We start from the raw sequence: 15,037 nt of genomic DNA, 5'->3' as shown, positions 1-15,037 counted from the left end.
CAGGTAAGTTTCTTTAAAATGTCCATTCGTGGGGTATTTCCGGTTTGTAGCTGCAACACGTTCCTGTTTTGATAGAGTTTGCTAGGTGTTTGGCCAATAAAGGATGTATTTGTTCCAATTTTTTGATAGAATTCCTGATGCGCCAAGTCACCGCTGCCCTTGCTTTCTCCAAAGAAGAACCCGTTTTACGAGCTTTGTTGGACAACCCCATAACCTTACCGATATGCCCCATTAATTGTTCATATTCCTCTTTTAGTCCTTCTGCTTTTTCAATAAGCCCTATCTCTTCTGCATCGCCGATTTGCATTTTTAAGGATTTTATTTTGGACTTATATTCCATTAATGCTTTTTCATCAATAAGTGCTTCACCTTCATTGTTTACGGAACTTCCCATAAGCTGCAAACAATGAAATTCTTCCTCGGGGTGTTCCAACAACTGCACGATGTCATGTAGCCCTTTGGAATCTTTTACAGTTACCGATAGACCTGAATAATTGAGTTCCCACAGTTCGCCATGATGAATGAAACTTCCTCCGGCAATTTTACTTGCTTTTATTGGGGTGGTGGAAGAATTATTTTTTGAACCATTGCCCAGCATAAACTCCCAAAAGGGCTCCAGATTGCTTTTATCTTTATAGGGGTTAACCTCCTTTTGCCATGCAACTGCTTCTTGGTTGGTGGCATCTTTACCCTGCTTGATGTTTTTTCTAAATATCTTTAGATATTGTTCCCAATAACTCTTCATTTGGTCGTAACGGGAAATATGGTAATAGGCCGCGGATAAAAATGCCGTGAAATCTGTCCAAATGGAAAGATTGGAAACCTTTTCACCTACCTCTATAGCTTTTTCAAACTCACCTTTTTCAAAATAAACCAACATGCCTGCGGGTAGATAGGCTTCCGGATTCAAAGGGTTCAAGCTTCTGGCCTTATCATATAATTGTTCCGCTTCTTCCATATAACCAAGCCAAACCATACAATTGGAAATCAATACAAGGTTATCGGCATCGTTTGGATTCATCCTAAGGGATTTGCGTAGCAGATGTTCGGATTTTTCGTAATCCCCCAAATAAAGAAAAGTGCGACCGAGGACTGCCAAGGAAACATAATCGTTTTCATCCAATTCTATAGCTTTGAGGGCATAGTCATGGGCTCCTTTTTGACTTACATCCCAACGATCCCATAACTGACAACTCCATTCATTGAAGTATGATAATGAGAGTCCTGTATAAGCCCTGGCGAACATGGGATCAATCTTTAGGGCGGCCTCAAAATGTTCCCGTGCCTTAAGATCGCTTTCCAAGGTTCCTTTTTTGACCTCGTTCATTCCCAAAAGCCAATTTTCATATACCGCAAGGTCCACGGATTCCTTTTTATAGGAGTAGGAGAGCAGGTCGTGGTCTATTTGTTGTTGCAGCACATTTACCATTTGTTGGGTAATGGTGTCCTGCATTTTTAGAACGGTTTCTAGGGTTTCATCATGATTACCGGCAAAAACAATCTTGTGGTCTCGGGTCCTGATGAGTTGCACCCCAATGCGGAATCCTTTATCCGTGGGTCGGAAGCTTCCAGTGATCAGGTAATCGGCACCCAATCTGGTCATGGACTCGGTATCGGAAGTATCTGAAATGTGCTGTGTGGAGTATTGGGAAATGACGGACAACCCAATGTACTTGGAAAAATTGATGATAAGGTCCTCGGTAAACCCTTTGATGATCGGGGAGATGGATTCAGAATCCCCAAGAATCTGAAAAGGTAAAACCGCAATAGTAGTTTCCTTATTGCCAATTAGTTCCACAATGAGATTGATTGATATCGCTAAGATACAAAAGTTAGCTTCGGATGACCATTAATCACTTGGTCTCCTACTAAATTTATGGACTTCAAATAATTACGGGCAGAAAATTATTGATGCTGTAAAGCGATATCACATCGGTGTCTCTTACTCCAACACTTCATCAATGGCTTTCAAAACCAGTTTCTCCATAACGGAATATCCAGCTTTGGTCAAATGTACTTCATCCGTAGTCAAAGCTTTGGGCAGACCGTTTCGTTTATCGGCCATGGCTGCAAAATAATCCAGATACATGACCTCTTGCTCCTTTGCCATGGTCTTTAGCATAGTATTCAGCTTTGGAATTTTGATATTGGGTTGCAATCCGGGTCTCCAAGGGTAATCATAGGCTGGCAACACGGAACAGACTATGGGATGGATGCCATTAGCTTTGGCCAGTTCCACCATTCCCAAGATGTTATCCCTAATTTCCTCAAGCGTCATGGGTCCTGTATTTCCTGCGATATCATTGGTTCCTGCCAATATCACCACAACTTTTGGTTTTAGGTTGATGACATCCTGCCTAAAACGCAACAACATTTGTGGCGTGGTCTGTCCCCCGATACCGCGATCAACAAAAGGATGGTCTTTAAAAAATTCAGGATGCGCCCCGATCCAGCCTTCGGTAATGGAGTTGCCCATAAAAACCACTCGGTTCTCATCTGGGGCAGGAGCAGACAATTCCGAATTGGCTTTCTTATACTTTTCAAGGTTGGGCCAATCCTGTGCGGTACTTTTGAACGAGTTCAACAATCCAAATAAAAATGCCATGGCCCAAATGGTGGTTTGTGTTTTCAAAATGTTTGTTTTAGTTACTGTACAAAGTTCTAATTTACATAAAAAGTATTCAGATAAAGGACAGAATCGAATGAAAACCCATGTCAAAAAAAAGACAGGTCTTTGTGGACCTGCCTTTTTATATAGTTTTAATCACCATTAATATTTAGCACTCTTACCGTTTGCTTGGGTTTTTAGAATGAAATTCCGGATATCTTCATTAGCCGTTTTCAAATCTTCGTGACGTAGGTACATCATGTGACCGGAACGATACCCTTTAAATTCGAAACGATCTTTCATACGCCCGCTTGGATCCACTTGTGACATGGTATATTTGGCGGCGAAATAGGTACAGGCTCCATCATAATAACCGGATTGTACCAACACATTCAAATAAGGGTTTTGTGCCATGGCTTGACGAAGATCATCACGTACATGGTCATTACTGTCATCCCAAGGATGCACGGGACCGAACATATTGTATTTGATATCGGTCTTAAAGTTCAGCTCTTCCTGTAAATAATAATTGATGGCAGGAGTAAAACTGTGCAACCAAGACGTCAACTCAGGTGAATAATCGGGTCTGGTACCGGTTAGGACCTTGTCGATTCCCAAATAACGGCTATCCAAACGTCCGATGGTATAACCTCCCTTTTCCCTCAACAGAGCTTTCCAGAAAAATTGCGTGGGAACCACCAGATTTTGGTCAATGATGTCCTGCACATCTATCCCAGAATAATAGGCCATTTTTTCGGCGATGGCCTTACGTTCCGAATCCTGGATAAAGCCGCCCTTGGCAATGGCAGGCAACAATTTGTTGATGGTGAAATCCTCCACTTCGGGCAATACATCCAAAAGATCTTGGTTCTGCAAAGCAGCGGGCAAGGCCTTATGATGCCATGCGGTAGCGGCAAAATAAGGTAGATTCAAGGCACTGGAAACAGGGTCGTCGTCACGGAAATTCCTGTAATCCGCAGGAGATACCATGATCACTCCGTTCAAGTACATCCACTGTTGGTTTTGCAAAGCCAATGAAAGTCCCATCACACGGGTACCTCCATAGCTTTCCCCAACGATGTATTTCGGGGATCTCCAACGGTTGTTGCGGGTCACGAAAGTATTCAACCATTCGGCCAAATATTTGGTATCGGCATTGATCCCGAAGAATTTTTTATGGTCCACTTCCTTTCCTGATTCAGGAATGGTACGGGAATAGCCAGTGTTGGCTGGATTCACATATACAATATCGGTCACGTCCAAAACCGAATAAGGGTTTTCTTTTACTCCATAAGGTTGAACCGGATAGCCTTCATCATCAATTTTAAGCACGCGAGGGCCGGTATAGGCCAAGTGCATCCAAACGGAACCTGAACCAGGTCCACCGTTGAAAGAGATCAGCAAAGGACGGGCTGCTCGGTCTTTTACATCATTTCTGGTATAATAGGTGTAGTGCAAGGAAGCAATGGGTTTTCCAAGTTCGTCCCAAACCGGCTGGGTTCCCGTTACGGCGGTGTAATCCATTCGAGTGCCGTTGATGGTCACGGAATGTTGGGTAGTCACCGTTGTATCAATCGGCAACTTCCTTTCTTGGGCAAAAGTCAAGGTAATAGCAGAGCATAAAGCAATGCTGAAAAGGTAAAGAGATCTCATAATTTTTTGGTTGAATTAGTCTAGTCAATAAAAGTAAGGATTTTGAAAGGTCTATTGCTGTTAAAGGAATCGTAAAAACATAAAATTATAAAGGTTCAATCATTATATGTATTTTTAGTACAGCACACTAAACATGACATCTATGAAAAATTTAACCCGAAGGGATTTCAATGGTTTAATGATCAAGGGAGCTGGGAGCGCCGCCCTTATGTCCGTTACTTCCTTTGCCTGTGCCATGGGGGCCGATCAGGATAAAAAGAAACTGGGCATTGCCCTGGTAGGATTGGGCAGTTATAGCACCTACCAATTGGCCCCTGCACTTCAAGATACCCAGCATTGTTATTTGGCAGGAATCGTGACAGGAACCCCAGAAAAGGAAAAGATCTGGGCCGACAAGTACGGGATTCCCAAAGCAAACATCTACAACTATCAAAATTTTGATGAAATCGCCAAGAACGATGCCATCGATGTGGTATATGTGGTGTTGCCCAACAGCATGCATGCCGAATTTTGTATTCGTGCTGCCAAAGCGGGAAAGCATGTCATCTGTGAAAAACCCATGGCCGTTAGTGTGGAAGAGTGTGATGCTATCATAAATGCCTGTAAGGCTGCTGGAGTGAAATTAGGCATGGGGTATCGGTTACATTCAGAACCCTATACCCAACAAGTAAAGCAATTTGTGAAGGAAAAGACTTTTGGAGACATCAAATTTGTGTCTGCTGAGGCTGCTTATCGATCCACGGGAAATCCTGACCAATGGCGGTTGAACCGGAAGCTTTCAGGCGGCGGAGCTCTTATGAATATGGGGGTTTATGCCGTGCAAAGTACTATTTATGGGACAGGGGAGAACCCTATTTCGGTTTCTGCACAAGAATTCAGCACCCGACCAGAATATTTTAAGGATACGGATGAGACCATCTTAGCTCAATTTGAATTTCCAAGTGGGGCAGTGGCCAATATCTCCACTTCGCACAATTTTAACGCAAACAGTATGTATGTTTCAGGCACCAATGGTTGGTTCCAGTTGCAACCGGCCAACAATTATGGACCGTTGAGTGGCAAAACTTCCAATGGTGACATTATCAAGTTTCCACATGAAAGCCAACAAAAATTACAAATGGATGATTTTGCAAAGCATGTGCTCATGGGAGAACCCAATAAGGCACCAGGAGAAATGGGCAAACGGGATATGATGATTGTTGAGGCCATCTATGCGTCCATTGCCAAAGGAGGGCAGAAAATCAACTTGGATCTTGCCCCCGGCTTTGGTTTTGGGGGTGATTGAAATTTTTTGACCGTCCGGGTTTACGATAGTGATTTCAACACCTTTTCCAAATACGTTAATGTTGCGGTAAATCCTTCTTTAAAGCCCATTTCGATCATCTGTTCCATTCGGGTGAGGGAATCATTGTGAATGGAAATACTGACTTTGGTGACCCCATTTTCTTCACTGAAACTCAAATCCCAGTTGGAGCCTGGTAATTGTGGGTTTTCATCCGCGTCAGCAAATGCATTGAACATTTTAAAATTGGTTTTGGGACTGATGGAAGTGTATTGTTGAAGTGACCAATGTTCTTGGCCCTCCGGACTTACCATGGCATAAAACCGTCTACCACCTACTTTAAAATCCATATGTTTAGTTACCGATTTCCAAGGTAGAGGAGCCCACCATTGATCCAGAATTTCTTGTTTTGTAAAGGCATCCCAAACCAAGGGCAATTCTGCTGCAAATTCCTTGTCAATAAAAACGGTTTGAATTGATTTGTCTACAGTAAAGTTGAATAATAGGTGATCTTTCATTTTGCTTGTTTTTTTATGGTGGATAATACGTTTTCGAGTTGGTTGAATCGGGTTTCCCAAATTTTCCGGTATTGTTCAAGCCACGCATCTATTTCTTTCATCTTTTCTATTTTAAGCGAATAGTAAATTTCCCGGCCCTGTTGTTCTTGATGCACCAATTCACATTCGGTGAGAATGCGCAAGTGTTTTGAAATAGATTGACGGGAAGTATTAAAGTTTTCCGCAATGGTATTGGGCGTTAAGGATTGCAACGCAATCAGTGCTATGATGGCCCTTCGTGTGGGATCGGCAATAGCTTGAAAAACATCTCTTCTCATCTTTTCAATACGATTTATGAAACTGTTTGGTTGCAAATATATATGCAACTTTTTGGTTGCGCAAAATATTTTAGCATTTTTTATCGCTCTAAATATTAAATAAATGAGTTAGAATTTTTCAAACACACCCAAACCAAAAAGGGCAAAGTCGTACTTTACTGGGTCGGTAGGGTCCAGTTTTCGTAGGTTCCGGTCCAACTCGGACAAGGCTTTGGCATCACTCTGTTTGCGCTTCAATAGTTTTAACTTTCTGCCCACATTTCCCGTGTGCACATCTAATGGACAAGAAAGTTTACTGGGTGAAATGTCTTTCCATAAGCCAAAATCAACACCAGTGGAATTGTCACGTACCATCCACCGCAAAAACATATTGATACGCTTGGCCGCTGAACCTTTTAACGGATCGGAGACATGTTTGGTAGTACGGGTCTCATGGGGCAGTTCAAAGAAAATTTCCTTGAATTTTGAAATGGCCGGTTGCATGGAGTCTGGTTGCTGATAGGTAGTAAATATGCCTTCTAGACCACCATGGTTGGTATATATATTTTTCAGGCTGGTTACAAAATAACCCAAATCGGTCCCATTAAAAGTACGATGTACAAAGCGTGACAGTTTTTCAAGATCTTCAGGTTGATGGCCCATGACAAAATCATGGGGAGCATGGTCCATGAGGTCCATCAATTTAGAGGCATTGTTGATGATGCTTTTTCGGTTGCCCCATGCAATGGTAGAAGCCAAAAAAGCACTGATTTCGACATCCTCTTTTTTAGTAAAGCGATGGGGAATCTGCAGGGGGTCATCCTCTAAAAATCGGGGATGGTTGTATTCCTCCACCTTGGCATCCAGAAAATCCTTTAACTCCGCTTTGGTCATGCTAATTCTTGGCTACGATCATACCATCTACCATGGTCAATTTACGGTCAGCCATATTGGCCAGTTCCAGGTTGTGGGTCACCAAAACAAAGGTCTGGCCGAATTCGTCCCGAAGCTTGAAAAATAGTTTGTGCAGGTTATCCGCACTTTCGGAATCGAGGTTACCACTGGGTTCGTCCGCAAAAACTACCGATGGGCTGTTCATCAGGGATCGTGCCACGGCTACCCGTTGCTGTTCCCCACCTGAAAGCGCATTGGGCTTATGGTCATACCTATCGGCAAGTCCTAAAAAATCCAAGAGTTCCTTCGCCCTTTTTTCTGCCTCGGATTTGCCCGTACCCTTGATGAATGCAGGGATACAGACATTTTCCAGCGCCGTAAACTCAGGCAGCAATTGATGGAATTGGAAGATGAACCCTATATGTTCATTTCGGAATCGGGCCAAGTTTTTATCATTCAATTGGTTAATATCCGTATCATTGATGAACAAGGTACTTTCCCCTTTATTGGATGGGGTATCGAGGGTCCCAAGAATCTGCAACAAGGTGGTTTTCCCTGCGCCGGAAGCACCTACAATGGAAACAACTTCCCCTTTTTGAATTTCGAGATCAACCCCTTTCAAGACCTTAAGGTCTCCGTAACTTTTTTGAATGTTCGTGGCCTTTATCATAAAATGTCTTCCTGGAATGAAAGTAATGATTACTGTCGAAGCCACAAAGATGCGGGTTTTTAAATTAAGTTTCGGTCATTTGTACGACTAATACCGAATGGAATAAGTTTGGGATTTAGAATGTGAAATCCCAAACTTTGTTTAACTTTGAACAATAATGGATAAACAAAATAACATTGCAATGGAAACCGCCATATTTGCTGGCGGTTGTTTTTGGTGTACCGAAGCGGTTTTTCAACGTTTGAAAGGTGTGGAATCAGCGGTTCCTGGGTATACGGGCGGCACCATAAAAAATCCTGCTTATCGTGAAATCTGTACGGGTAGGACCGGGCATGCGGAAGCCATCAAGATCACTTTTGATCCTTCCCAAGTCTCTTATACCGAATTGCTTGAAGTATTTTTTGCCACGCATGACCCTACGACCCTCAACCGACAGGGGAACGATGTGGGGACTCAATACCGCAGTGAGATTTTCTATACTAATGACAAACAAAAGGAATTAGCAGAACAGTTCATTGCCCTGTTGGAAAAACAAGGCATCTTTGCATCCCCTATTGTTACGGCTATTTCCGAAGAAAAGCCCTTTTATTTAGCAGAGGAGGAGCATCACAATTATTACAACGACCATCAGCAACAACCGTATTGTCAGGTCATCATCAATCCAAAAATCAAAAAGCTTAACACCTATTTTTCAAAAAAACTACAGTATGGCACCTTATAGAAACCTTGAGGAATACAATATCGAAATCACTAACGAGGTCAAGGATCATTTTACCAAGATCGTGGGCGATATTGGGGAAGATGTAACCCGTGAAGGATTGGTCAAGACACCAGAGCGTGCCGCCAAAGCCATGTTGTTCCTTACCCAAGGTTATCAACAGGACGCCGAAGAGATTTTGAGGAGCGCAATGTTCGCCGAGAGCTACGATGATATGGTCATCATCAAGGATATAGAAATGTATTCGCTTTGCGAGCATCATATGTTACCTTTTTTTGGCAAGGCCCACATCGCCTACATTCCCAACGGACATATTGTGGGGTTGAGCAAGATTCCACGCATTGTGGATGTTTTTGCCCGCAGGTTGCAGGTGCAGGAACGGTTGACGCACGATATTTTGGAATGCATCAATAATACCTTGAAACCGAAAGGGGTTGCTGTGGTGATCGAAGCAGCCCATATGTGCATGATGATGCGCGGGGTACAGAAACAAAACTCTGTGACCACCACATCAGGTTTTAGGGGACAATTTGAAAAAATAGAGACCCGTAACGAGTTCCTGAAGCTTATTAGTTCAGATTTGTCATAGTCGATTTCCACAATTCGGGGGGAATTCCTATTTTTCCTTTATGGGAGAAGAAAAAGACAAGAAGTACCGCAATCTCATTTTGGGATTGGTGTTTGATGGCATTGGGATGTTATCCTTTATCATTCCTGGTGTGGGCGAGTTTTCCGACGTAATCTGGGCTCCCATTGCCGGTTGGCTCATGACCCGTATGTACAAGGGCAGGGTAGGGCAGGCCGCTGGTTTGATCACCTTCACCGAAGAGTTGATTCCTGGTCTTGATATTATCCCTACGTTTACCTTGACGTGGATCTACACCTATCTTTTGACCAAAAAAAAGAACAACGATTGATATTTATCAATCGTTGCCCTTCTTCTAAATTCTTAATTCTCTTTTAAAGCGGAATGCTCAAATTGAAAGCTACGTTGCGCCCAATGTTGGCAATTCCATCCGTTTTCAACCGAGATAGGTGCGAGATATAGTTTTTGTCGAACAGGTTGTTGCCACTGATTTTATACCCGATTTTGTGGTCAAAGATCTTGATATCTCCCCCAACACCCACATTGAACAGATTGTAACGAGGGGTCTTGGTCTCGAATACGGCCACTTTATTCTGGTCAAAAAAGGTTTGAAGCGTCACGAATGCATAGCATCGATATTGGGTGTCCTTTTTGTTCCATTCTACCCTGAAGGTATTGGTCCATTTATTAGCCGGCATCAAGGGTAGGTTGGTATCGTCTTCCAATTGGCCATACACAATATCATAACTACTTTCCAAATGCAACCAATCTATGGGGTGTGGATGGATGTGGAACCCAAATTCACCACCATACAAAGTAGCATTCTGTTGCTGAAAGATATAGATGGGGTCCGTATCCCTGAACTCGCCCGTAGGCTGAAGATAGATGTAATCGCTCACGCCATTGTAGAACCCATTGATGTAGGCCTCCACATGTTTGTTCCCGTATTCAAGGGCGAGGTCTATCTGAAAATTCCGCTCACTCTTAAGATCGGGATTTCCTATTTCTACGCGGTTGGCCCCGCTATGTAGTCCATTGGAGGTCAATTCCGCCAAATTGGGTGCTCTAAACCCAGATGCGAGGTTCAAACGGGCCAAAATGTTATCGGTAACATCTACACGGTACCCCACAGCAGCATTAAAGCTGTTGAAATTACGGTCAATGGCAGCGATATAGGTTTCCTCACCTACTGTACCGCTTTCATCACCCTTTATGGCACGGACATCATACCGGAGTCCCCATTGAAAATCACTTTTAGTGAAATGGATGTGAGATGTGGCCAAAATCCCAAAATCATTGGTGGTAGCGTTTGGAATCAACACTTCTTCCCCAAAGTTTTCATTCTTTTGGCTCATCCCCTGAATCCCGAAAATAGTGGTTGTCTTGCCCCATTGCGGGTTGTAGTGAATGTTGTAATTAAAAGTACTCAACTCCATATGCAAGGAAGGTCCCTCTCCATGTTCCTCTTCCTCACCTTCTTCTTCATGATCATGCTCTTCCTCGAACTCTTTTCTGTCGTTAAAAATGTAGCCAAAAGTAGCTTCAAGGCTTGATTTCTTGAAAAAGAAATTGTTCTTGGAACTCAGGATATGGGTAAAAATTTCCTGATAGGGCAGTAAGGGATCACGATCATTGTTTTGTACCCCGATCTCTTCTGGAATACCAAGCTTGGAGAGATTGTAATTATATCGTAGCTCCGTTTTGAATTTGGCGGCTTGATAGGCAAACCCTGTCTTGATATCCGATTCCTTGAACCTTGAATTGGTGACACTGGTGCCGTCCCCGGTTTCGTAATCCGCATTGGAAGCAATGGCTCCCCTTACCAAAAACTTGAATTTCTCGCCTGACGTCTTGAAACCAGCGTTGGTTCCATAACCCAACGTATTGGTAAAATAGTTCAGGTTTATATCCCCGGAAGTCTTACCTGCCAGTTCAAAATTTTCCGGATTCAAATAGAGTACACCTCCTAAGGCATCGGAGCCATATAGCAATGACGCGGGACCCTTGATGACCTCGATACTGGAAATCCCGGCATCATTCAATCCAAGACCATGTTCGCCACCAAATTGCTGGTTTTCCAAGCGGACACCTTGTGTGTATACCAAAACTCTGTTGAAACTTAATCCACGAATCACAGGTTTGCCGATACCCACACCTGTGGACACTGATGAGACTCCGGGTATACGGGTGATACCATCTGCCAACGTCATGGCTCCTTCACTTTTTAGCTCGGCGATTGACTTTTGCTCCACTTTCATTACGTTTTCCCTTTCCAGTTTATGGAAGGGTGTGGAGAGGACTACTTCATCCATTTCTATGGCCGAGGGAACCATTTGATAATCGAACACATTATTTCCTGTCCCGATTTCAAAAGAAATGGAATAGGTTTCATATCCCAAGTAAGAAACCACCAATTTGTAATTGCCTTCCGGAAGGTTTTTTAGGGTGTAATTTCCATTCTCATCCGTAATGGTACCATTCTGCAATTGTGGAAAGTATATGGATACTTGTTCCAGTGGAGCTCCGTTTTCAGAATCTGTAATGGTTCCAGTTAGGGTATTTTGAGAAAATATATAAAGAGGGGACAATGCCAGGAGCATTGCAATATAAAGTTGTTTCATTGTAAAAATTAAAAGGTTTGTAAAATCTAAACGGCAGTAGATGTTACAACCCTCGGAGGACCTCGTAAGGCATGGTATTGTGCCTTGAAGGGTTTAAAGACAAAATGATAGGCCGTTTCATTGTGCACAATTTCCGGTACCTCTACCGGCAAATAGGTAAAAGAAGAATTGAAAAACACCTTGGAGGCCAGGGTAAAATCATGAAAGTCACAATGAAAGTTTGCACTGTGGATATGATTGGTTCCCTGTGCGAGGCATTTTTGCTCTTGGGAATGCCCATATATGGCATGTGCTAACTTGACAACAGACGGCGTAAGAATCCCCAATGCAAGAACAAGGGACAGATATGAAATCGCGCGTTTGTGGAGTTTGAAGGCCATTTCCAACAAATTTAAAGAAGACCTTTGCTCTTTCTGTGTTAATAAAACCTTAAACTATGGAGCAAGAAAGCCCAATCCCATGCGTTTGAGCATTTTTTTTTCAAAATTCCAGAAGAATTGGAACTGCCCAAAAAGCCATCCTATGGAAATCAATAAGACTTGATATAAGGGGAAAATGATAAGAATCCTGATGATCCAATAAAGAACATGATGTACGGCGCCCTTGCCCAGCCCGATCCATTCCACCAAGGGGCCTGCCATTTTACCGGCCAAACTACCTGTTATGGCAAAAACAATAAAAATGGTGATCATTTCCCATTTGAAGGTCACCTTCCATTTATTTTCCAACTTTTTAAAACACCACAAAAAGAACCGAATCAATAGAAAATAAAGCAACAGCGTAACGCCAATGGTGAAAATCCATTCAAAATAGGTGTTATTGAGTCCAAAAAGGTGTAACAACCTTCTAGCGATCATATAGGCGGCAAGCATGGTAAGCGTTACGCCAAGAACAGGAAAAATTAATTGCCAATTCTTCTGGATTTCCCAACGCTGTCTTATTCTTTGCATTGCCTATGGTTGTCATGCAAAAATACGACATTAAATCCTTGGAATAAAGGGGCCCAGGCGTTGGTGATACTTTCTTTGGAAGTAAATGAAATAATTGTAGAGCTTGTAGTTGACCTCGTACCCATAATCTATGTTGGGATCGTAGTTGATCTGCATTTCATATAGGTTTGGATTATATAAGTTGGGTTGCATCACCCGTTGGTTCCAATTCATGACCAAAATGGCGTTGCGGTTTTCAAGAAAACTTTGAGAATAATAACCTTCAGGCCTGGCAATGCTCAACAACCATGTGTTGAACCCCGGTTCAATAATGACGATCTCATACTCTGTTTTTTCATCCTTGATTTCTACGGGTTCTTCTTCTTTGGAATCAAAAACGGCCTGTTCCTCGCTGGAAATATCCAACGCTTGTTTTTGGGTAGTGCAGGAGACAAACAATAGCAAAGCTATTGTCATTATTGAATGGTGTATCTTTTTCTTTTTCATAATCTTAAGGTACAAAAAAAGCCATTTGAAATTTCAAACGGCCTTGTTAAATAACGTTAAGTCGGTGTTTCTATTTGCCAAACAATCCGCCGAGGATTCCTCCCAAGCCACTTTTCTTTTGACCACCTCCGTTCAATACCATTCCGGCAAGATCGTCCATGATACTGCCATCACCATCGGAATCCAAAAAGGTTTCAATGAGGGATTGCTGTTTGGCCGCAGTTTTGTTACCGCCCATCAATCCACCTAAAAGTCCGTTGAGTCCATCAGGGCTGCTCACATTTTGTTGTCGTGTCTGCTTGCCGAGATATCCCAATAGGATAGGGGCGGCTATCTGTAAAATCTGGGCAATGGTACCTGCATCCATCCCCGATTTACTACTTAGGGCATTCTCGACCTGTGGCTGTTTTGATCCTAAAATGTGGCCTAAAATTCCGGCTCCGTCATCCATGGCGCTTTGGTCTACACCACCACCAAAGAAACCTCCTAGATTATCCAAAATGCTACCATCATGTTTGGAACTGAGCGCGTTCATCAATCCTTGGGCACCACCCGGTGTAGAAGTATTCTTTTTCATAGCTCCCATCAAAAGTGGCATGGCCATGCTCAAAACATCGGCAGTTTTGCTTTCAGATTGGCCCGTCTGTCCTGCTACCCCGCTGACCAATTGTTTGCCCATGGGGCTATTCAGTAAATCCAATAATCCTGACATGTGTTTATTGTTAAGGTTAGAAGGACAATGTACAAAAAAGTAGTCTTTGCTATGCTGTTTTGCCCTACAAAAATAAATCAATTTAGCAAATTGATAACCTGTTGGGCCAATTCCATTCCAATACGTTGCTGTGCCTCAATAGTAGATGCCCCGATGTGTGGCGTAAGGGATATTTTGGGGTTCATCAAAATTTGGATTTCTGGGTGCGGTTCCGATTCGTACACATCCAATCCTGCAAAGGCGAGGTGGTCATTGTCCAAGGCTTCCACCAAAGCCACTTCGTCCAAGATGCCGCCACGGGAGGTATTGATGATTCCAGAACCCGGCTTCATCATTTCCAATTCTTTTTTGCCGATGACATAATCCTCTTGTGCCGGAACATGCAGGCTAACGAAATCGGATTGTTTCAACACACTTTCCAATTCCTGGGCCTCCAAAGTAAAATTCACGGATTGACCATCAAAAAAAGAAATGTCCAAACTTGCTTTAGTGACATGATGATCCGTGTAGATTACTCTCATGCCCAGTGCCAAGGCCATCTTGGCAGTTGCCTGTCCAATTCTTCCAAAACCGACAATACCCAATGTTTTTCCACGTAGTTCCACCCCGCCGGCATAACTTTTCTTCAGTGATTTGAAATGACTCTCGCCTTCCAATGGCATATTCCTATTGGAGTCTGGGAGGAAACGTACCGCGCCAAACAAATGGGCAAAGACCAATTCTGCAACAGATTCGGAGGATGCCTCCGGGGTGTTGATGACATGGATTCCTTTGGACTCGGCATGTTTCACATCGATATTGTCCATACCCACGCCACCGCGACCGATTAATTTAAGGGAGGGGCAAGCATCAATGATTTCCTTGTTGACCTTGGTGGCACTGCGCACCAAAAGTCCGTTGATTTCATTTTTGTTGATAAAGTTTGCCAACTGTTCTTGGGCAACATGCGTGAGGTTGACCTCAAATCCAGCTTTTTCAAGCAAAGCGATTCCTTCATTTGCCAACCCCTCGTTGGCTAATATAACCTTCATTAAGTAATAAAT

17 protein-coding genes are annotated in these 15,037 nt (G+C 43.0%); 4 read left to right on the top strand and 13 right to left on the bottom strand.

Annotated features, from left to right (window positions below):
• Positions 1–13: 13 nt before the first annotated feature.
• The 3 genes from D2V05_RS04795 to D2V05_RS04785 form a co-directional block, all read right to left on the bottom strand.
• Positions 14–1,798, bottom strand: a complete 1,785-nt coding sequence (locus D2V05_RS04795) for a tetratricopeptide repeat protein (RefSeq protein ID WP_119646389.1) — start codon at positions 1,796–1,798, stop codon at positions 14–16.
• A gap of 144 nt (positions 1,799–1,942) precedes the next feature.
• A complete protein-coding gene (locus tag D2V05_RS04790) occupies positions 1,943–2,632 on the bottom strand; it encodes an SGNH/GDSL hydrolase family protein (protein WP_235855391.1) in 690 nt (229 codons plus the stop codon).
• Between the two features lie 138 nt (positions 2,633–2,770).
• Positions 2,771–4,261, bottom strand: a complete 1,491-nt coding sequence (locus D2V05_RS04785; protein WP_119646387.1) for a S10 family peptidase — start codon at positions 4,259–4,261, stop codon at positions 2,771–2,773.
• A 142-nt stretch (positions 4,262–4,403) separates the two neighbouring features.
• Here D2V05_RS04785 and D2V05_RS04780 point away from each other — a divergent pair, with 142 nt between their 5' ends.
• Positions 4,404–5,546, top strand: a complete 1,143-nt coding sequence (locus D2V05_RS04780; RefSeq protein ID WP_119646386.1) for a Gfo/Idh/MocA family protein — start codon at positions 4,404–4,406, stop codon at positions 5,544–5,546.
• Between the two features lie 20 nt (positions 5,547–5,566).
• Here D2V05_RS04780 and D2V05_RS04775 read toward each other — a convergent pair whose 3' ends face one another.
• The 4 genes from D2V05_RS04775 to D2V05_RS04760 all read right to left on the bottom strand — a co-directional run bounded on the left by D2V05_RS04775 (position 5,567) and on the right by D2V05_RS04760 (position 7,921).
• Positions 5,567–6,061 carry an SRPBCC family protein gene (locus D2V05_RS04775; protein ID WP_119646385.1) on the bottom strand — a complete coding sequence of 165 codons (495 nt, stop codon included), beginning with the start codon at positions 6,059–6,061 and terminating at the stop codon, positions 5,567–5,569.
• Positions 6,058–6,378, bottom strand: a complete 321-nt coding sequence (locus tag D2V05_RS04770; RefSeq protein WP_119646384.1) for an ArsR/SmtB family transcription factor — start codon at positions 6,376–6,378, stop codon at positions 6,058–6,060. Before D2V05_RS04770 ends, D2V05_RS04775 begins: the two co-directional genes overlap by 4 nt.
• Before the next feature lie 108 nt (positions 6,379–6,486).
• A complete protein-coding gene (locus D2V05_RS04765) occupies positions 6,487–7,251 on the bottom strand; it encodes a TIGR02757 family protein (RefSeq protein WP_119646383.1) in 765 nt (254 codons plus the stop codon).
• A gap of 1 nt (position 7,252) precedes the next feature.
• Positions 7,253–7,921, bottom strand: coding sequence for an ABC transporter ATP-binding protein (locus tag D2V05_RS04760; RefSeq protein WP_119646382.1), 669 nt, complete (start codon positions 7,919–7,921; stop codon positions 7,253–7,255).
• 181 nt (positions 7,922–8,102) lie between these two features.
• On the opposite strand from D2V05_RS04760, the gene msrA reads away from it, so the two are divergent.
• From msrA to D2V05_RS04745, 3 genes are read left to right on the top strand one after another with little or no spacing between them, the layout of a single operon-like run.
• Positions 8,103–8,642: a peptide-methionine (S)-S-oxide reductase MsrA gene (gene msrA / locus D2V05_RS04755; protein WP_235855390.1), complete on the top strand. Its 540-nt coding sequence runs from the start codon at positions 8,103–8,105 to the stop codon at positions 8,640–8,642.
• Positions 8,629–9,228 (top strand): GTP cyclohydrolase I FolE, encoded by a 600-nt coding sequence (gene folE / locus D2V05_RS04750; protein ID WP_119646380.1) that lies wholly within the window; start codon positions 8,629–8,631, stop codon positions 9,226–9,228. Before msrA ends, folE begins: the two co-directional genes overlap by 14 nt.
• Positions 9,229–9,268: 40 nt before the next feature.
• Complete coding sequence (locus tag D2V05_RS04745; protein ID WP_119646379.1) at positions 9,269–9,556, top strand: hypothetical protein; 288 nt, start codon at positions 9,269–9,271, stop codon at positions 9,554–9,556.
• 43 nt (positions 9,557–9,599) lie between these two features.
• Here D2V05_RS04745 and D2V05_RS04740 read toward each other — a convergent pair whose 3' ends face one another.
• The 6 genes from D2V05_RS04740 to D2V05_RS04715 form a co-directional block, all read right to left on the bottom strand.
• Positions 9,600–11,846, bottom strand: coding sequence for a TonB-dependent receptor (locus D2V05_RS04740; RefSeq protein WP_183114784.1), 2,247 nt, complete (start codon positions 11,844–11,846; stop codon positions 9,600–9,602).
• 26 nt (positions 11,847–11,872) lie between these two features.
• A complete protein-coding gene (locus tag D2V05_RS04735; RefSeq protein WP_119646378.1) occupies positions 11,873–12,226 on the bottom strand; it encodes a hypothetical protein in 354 nt (117 codons plus the stop codon).
• Positions 12,227–12,280: 54 nt separating this feature from the next.
• Positions 12,281–12,796: a DUF6787 family protein gene (locus tag D2V05_RS04730; protein ID WP_119646377.1), complete on the bottom strand. Its 516-nt coding sequence runs from the start codon at positions 12,794–12,796 to the stop codon at positions 12,281–12,283.
• Between the two features lie 30 nt (positions 12,797–12,826).
• Positions 12,827–13,252 carry a DUF6146 family protein gene (locus tag D2V05_RS04725; RefSeq protein ID WP_235855389.1) on the bottom strand — a complete coding sequence of 142 codons (426 nt, stop codon included), beginning with the start codon at positions 13,250–13,252 and terminating at the stop codon, positions 12,827–12,829.
• 100 nt (positions 13,253–13,352) lie between these two features.
• The gene (locus D2V05_RS04720) at positions 13,353–13,994 is read right to left on the bottom strand and encodes a DUF937 domain-containing protein (RefSeq protein WP_119641668.1); all 642 of its coding nucleotides are present in this window, start codon (positions 13,992–13,994) and stop codon (positions 13,353–13,355) included.
• 77 nt (positions 13,995–14,071) lie between these two features.
• The gene (locus D2V05_RS04715) at positions 14,072–15,025 is read right to left on the bottom strand and encodes a D-2-hydroxyacid dehydrogenase (protein WP_119646375.1); all 954 of its coding nucleotides are present in this window, start codon (positions 15,023–15,025) and stop codon (positions 14,072–14,074) included.
• Positions 15,026–15,037 lie beyond the last annotated feature (12 nt).

Origin of the sequence: Flagellimonas pelagia (assembly GCF_003584135.1) — a bacterium.
GTDB lineage: Bacteria > Bacteroidota > Bacteroidia > Flavobacteriales > Flavobacteriaceae > Flagellimonas > Flagellimonas pelagia.
The sequence above is the reverse complement of the archived record's forward strand: the minus strand, read 5'-3'. Positions and strand labels throughout refer to the sequence as shown.

Coding starts and splice junctions, on each gene's coding strand:
- D2V05_RS04785 (WP_119646387.1), bottom strand. CDS start 4,261: ATGAGATCTCTTTACCTTTTCAGCATTGCTTTATGCTCTGCTATTACC.
- D2V05_RS04780 (WP_119646386.1), top strand. CDS start 4,404: ATGAAAAATTTAACCCGAAGGGATTTCAATGGTTTAATGATCAAGGGA.
- D2V05_RS04775 (WP_119646385.1), bottom strand. CDS start 6,061: ATGAAAGATCACCTATTATTCAACTTTACTGTAGACAAATCAATTCAA.
- D2V05_RS04770 (WP_119646384.1), bottom strand. CDS start 6,378: ATGAGAAGAGATGTTTTTCAAGCTATTGCCGATCCCACACGAAGGGCC.
- D2V05_RS04765 (WP_119646383.1), bottom strand. CDS start 7,251: ATGACCAAAGCGGAGTTAAAGGATTTTCTGGATGCCAAGGTGGAGGAA.
- D2V05_RS04760 (WP_119646382.1), bottom strand. CDS start 7,921: ATGATAAAGGCCACGAACATTCAAAAAAGTTACGGAGACCTTAAGGTC.
- msrA (WP_235855390.1), top strand. CDS start 8,103: ATGGAAACCGCCATATTTGCTGGCGGTTGTTTTTGGTGTACCGAAGCG.
- folE (WP_119646380.1), top strand. CDS start 8,629: ATGGCACCTTATAGAAACCTTGAGGAATACAATATCGAAATCACTAAC.
- D2V05_RS04745 (WP_119646379.1), top strand. CDS start 9,269: ATGGGAGAAGAAAAAGACAAGAAGTACCGCAATCTCATTTTGGGATTG.
- D2V05_RS04740 (WP_183114784.1), bottom strand. CDS start 11,846: ATGAAACAACTTTATATTGCAATGCTCCTGGCATTGTCCCCTCTTTAT.
- D2V05_RS04735 (WP_119646378.1), bottom strand. CDS start 12,226: ATGGCCTTCAAACTCCACAAACGCGCGATTTCATATCTGTCCCTTGTT.
- D2V05_RS04730 (WP_119646377.1), bottom strand. CDS start 12,796: ATGCAAAGAATAAGACAGCGTTGGGAAATCCAGAAGAATTGGCAATTA.
- D2V05_RS04725 (WP_235855389.1), bottom strand. CDS start 13,252: ATGACAATAGCTTTGCTATTGTTTGTCTCCTGCACTACCCAAAAACAA.
- D2V05_RS04720 (WP_119641668.1), bottom strand. CDS start 13,994: ATGTCAGGATTATTGGATTTACTGAATAGCCCCATGGGCAAACAATTG.
- D2V05_RS04715 (WP_119646375.1), bottom strand. CDS start 15,025: ATGAAGGTTATATTAGCCAACGAGGGGTTGGCAAATGAAGGAATCGCT.